The sequence below is a fragment of the Bacillus sp. AFS001701 genome (assembly GCF_002559405.1).
In the GTDB taxonomy this organism is placed as follows: Bacteria; Bacillota; Bacilli; order Bacillales; family Bacillaceae_G; genus Gottfriedia.
The window spans coordinates 1-4,002 of record NZ_NTZO01000568.1; the positions used below are offsets into that span (position 1 = coordinate 1).

At 31.4% G+C, this 4,002-nt stretch carries 3 protein-coding genes and 1 rRNA gene; all 4 read left to right on the forward strand.

Going from position 1 to position 4,002, the window contains the following annotated elements; translation table 11 throughout:
* A 5S ribosomal RNA gene (gene rrf, locus CN514_RS27060) occupies nt 1-74 on the forward strand; the annotation flags it as partial.
* Nucleotides 75-241: 167 nt separating this feature from the next.
* On the forward strand, nt 242-1,996 hold the full coding sequence (locus CN514_RS23040; protein ID WP_098234566.1) for an ABC transporter ATP-binding protein: 1,755 nt from the start codon (nt 242-244) through the stop codon (nt 1,994-1,996).
* Nucleotides 1,997-2,020: 24 nt separating this feature from the next.
* Nucleotides 2,021-2,695: a response regulator transcription factor gene (locus CN514_RS23045; RefSeq protein ID WP_098234567.1), complete on the forward strand. Its 675-nt coding sequence runs from the start codon at nt 2,021-2,023 to the stop codon at nt 2,693-2,695.
* Nucleotides 2,692-3,759, forward strand: coding sequence for a HAMP domain-containing sensor histidine kinase (locus CN514_RS23050; protein ID WP_176526043.1), 1,068 nt, complete (start codon nt 2,692-2,694; stop codon nt 3,757-3,759). Before CN514_RS23045 ends, CN514_RS23050 begins: the two co-directional genes overlap by 4 nt.
* Nucleotides 3,760-4,002: the final 243 nt, after the last annotated feature.

Genomic DNA, 4,002 nt, shown 5'->3' on the forward strand with positions numbered 1-4,002 from the left:
AACACGGCAGTTAAGCTCTTTTGCGTCGATGGTAGTTGGGGGTTTCCCCCTGTGAGAGTAGAACGTCGCCTGGTAACCAAAAACATCAGCTATTAGGCTGATGTTTTTTTGCGTTATAAAAAATAATATTTAAGATGTTGATTTAAGAGAAAAAAATAATTAGTTCATTCTTTATTCATATTTTAGTTGTAAATTTTAAAGATAATGTAGATAAAAAATAGTAAGAGTAAGGAGTAAAGATATGAAAGAAGAAATTAATTCAAATAAAAAAAGTGAATGGAGAAATTTTATCTCTTTAATAAAAAATGCAAATCCTCCTAAATGGTTGTTTGCAATAGGCTTACTATTAAGTGTAGCCACTACTTTAGTCGGGTTACTATTACCTTTGCTTACAAAGAAATTTGTAGATGGTTTTTCATTAGCATCCTTAAGTGCAGGACAAATAGCTATTTTTGTTTCTGTACTAATCATACAGGCTGTTTCATCAGCAGCTTCTATCTATCTGCTTAGCCGGGTAGGAAATACAGTTGTTGCCAATGTAAGACATCGATTGTGGAAGAAAATGATTGTACTTCCAGTATCTTACTTCGATGAGACACAGACTGGAGATAATGTTAGTCGAGTTACGAATGATACAGCAATTTTAAAAGGGCTAATAACAGAACAAATTACAAACTTTTTAACAGGAATCATATCAATTATTGGATCATTTATATTACTACTAGTATTAGATTGGAGAATGACATTATTAACATTTAGTATTATACCTGTCATCGCTCTTATATTTATCCCTATTGGAAAACAAATGTCGAAATTATCAAAAGCAACCCAAGATGAGACAGCAAAATTCACATCATTAATAAGCCAAGTTTTTTCTGAAATTAGATTAGTAAAAGTTTCGAATGCAGAAACGACTGAAATTACTAATGGAAACAAGGGAATTAATAATTTATTATCTTTTGGTATTAAGGAAGGAAAGTTACACTCTTTCATTGGACCAATTGTTTCCTTTGTATTGATGCTTGTTTTAGTAGTTATTATTGGCTATGGTGGGGTCAGAGTCTCATCAGGTGCAATAACTGCAGGGGCTTTAGTAGCTTATATACTTTATTTATTCCAAATTATCTTCCCAGTAACACAAATTACACATTTCTTTACTGAGCTTCAAAAAACAAAAGGTGCTACTGAAAGAATGATCAGTATATTAGAACTAGAAGAAGAAGATTATCAAACTGGAAAAGTTGAAGTTGATATGAACTTACCGATTAAGATTAATAAGTTGCATTTTGCATATAAGGAAGAAGAGATGTTAGCAAATCTTAATTTTGTGATCTCTCCAGGTAAAGTAACAGCAATTGTAGGGCCAAGTGGAAGCGGAAAGACAACACTATTTTCACTCATTGAACGATTTTACCTTCCAAAAAACGGAGAAGTAACAATTGGAGATGACCCAATTAATAGTTTCAATTTAGAGAGTTGGAGAAAACAAATAGGTTATGTGGCACAAGAAAGTCCGCTAATTGTCGGTACAATTAGAGATAATATTTGCTATGGAATTAAAAGAGAGATATCTGATAAAGAATTGGCTTATGTATCGGGTATGGCATATGTAGATCAATTTGTTAATGACTTACCTGAAGGTTTTAATACAGAGGTTGGAGAAAGAGGTATAAAACTATCTGGTGGGCAAAGACAACGAATAGGTATTGCGAGAGCTTTACTAAGAAACCCTAAATTATTAATGTTGGATGAGGCAACTTCGAATCTTGATAGTAGGTCAGAATTAGTTGTACAAAATGCACTTTCCAATTTAATGAAAGGGAGAACTACTTTAATTATTGCTCATCGTCTTTCCACAGTTATAGATGCGGATCAAATTGTATTTTTAGATAAAGGGAAAATAACTGGAATTGGGACACATGAAGAATTATACAGTAACCATTTAATGTATAGGGAATTTGCAGATCAGCAATTGAGGGTAAATAGTGCAGTGTAATTAAATTGAGGGAAGGTGTTTTATATGACTAGTATTTTAATTGTAGACGATGATCCACATATTCGAAAACTATTAAATGTTTTACTTCGAGATGAGGGCTTTACTGTTTTTGAGGCTATAAATGGTATGGAAGCAATTAGTGTATTTGAAGATAACAAAATAGATATGTTAATTATTGATTTAATGATGCCTAAAATGGATGGGTTCGAGCTTTGTCGAGAAATACGTAATGAATATGATCTTCCTATAATTATGTTAACTGCAAAAGGTGAAACCGAACAGAAAGTTAGAGGGTTTAAACTAGGAACCGACGACTATATCGTAAAGCCGTTTGAACCAGTCGAATTGGTTGTTCGGGTAAAAGCCTTGTTAAGAAGATCAAAAATATCTTCATCTAAAATTGTTCAAATAGGAAGTTTAGTAATAGACCATGGTAATTACAAAGTTCTAAATGATAATGAAGTAATTAATATGCCATTGAAAGAGTTAGAGCTTCTATTTACTTTAGCAAGCTCCTTAGGTAGGACTTATTCCAGGGAACAATTAATTGAAAACATTTGGGGATTCGATTATGCAGGGGATGAAAGAACTGTAGACGTTCATATAAAGCGATTGAGGGAAAGATTTCCTGAGAAAGAATTTGGTTTTAAAATTTCTACTGTATGGGGATTAGGATATCGAATGGAGTTATTGAAATGAAAGTATTAAAAAAAATTAGAGATGTTATAGGAGCTATATTATTACTAACGACTGCAATAACAATAGGAAGCGTAATTGTTCACTATGCTACTATCTACTTTTATGAACATCATCTCACTAATTTATCAGATTTAACGAAACAAATCATAAATACTTTTTTAACCTTTCTATTATTAATGCTCGGAGGAGCTGTATTTGGTAGAATGTTTCATCATCCAAAGCAAATGAAAATGGTAAAAGAAATAATGCAGGCAATTAGAAGTATTTCAAGAGGTGAGTTTAACGTATCGGTGGATCTTGAAAAATTTAGGAATGCATTTGGTGGTGAAATAGGACAGATAATAGATAGCTTCAACAACATGGCAAAAAATTTAGATCAAATGGAAAACATGCGACAAGAGTTTATTTCTAACGTTTCACATGAAATTCAATCGCCTTTAACATCAATTAAAGGTTTTGCTAAAGTATTACAAAATGAAAGTTTACCATTAGAAGAGCGAAAGCAATATTTAAATATAATTGAGTATGAAAGTACAAGATTATCGAAGCTTAGCGATAATCTACTAAAGCTAACTTCACTGGAATCACAAAACCAACCAATCGAAAAGAACAGTTTTTCATTAAATAGCCAACTTATGTACTCTTTGTTAAGCTGCGAACCTCAGATATTAGAAAAAAATATTAATATGCATATTGATCTTGGTAAAATTGACTTTATTGGAGACGAGGCTCTTTTAAACCAGGTTTGGATGAATTTAATTACAAACAGTATAAAGTTTACTTCTAACAATGGTGATATATTTATATCTGCTATTCAAGATAATGAAAAGGTAGTTATACAAATTCAAGATACTGGGATTGGTATTTCTGAAGAAGATCAAGTGCATATATTTGAAAGATTTTATAAAGCGGATAAATCAAGAGACAGAACAACCGGCGGAAATGGATTGGGTTTATCAATCGTAAAGAAAATTGTTGATATGCATAACGGAATAGTTTATGTAGAAAGTGAGATCGGAAAAGGGTCACTATTTGTAGTAGAATTACCTTTAACAGCGGAGTAATTGTTTTTCATTATAGTAAATAGCGTTTAGTAAAATTAACTATTCTTTTGCTATAATGAGAAACTTGATCTTTTTATTATAAAGTTATTGCAATCATAAAAAAATAATGGTATATTATTAAACGTTGTCACATTAAACGAATAAATGAGGCAAGAAAATAATATAAAAAAGTTGTTGACCAAACAATCTTTAATATGTTATTCTTATATAAGTCGCTAAGAGATAAAGCGACAAAGTGAACTT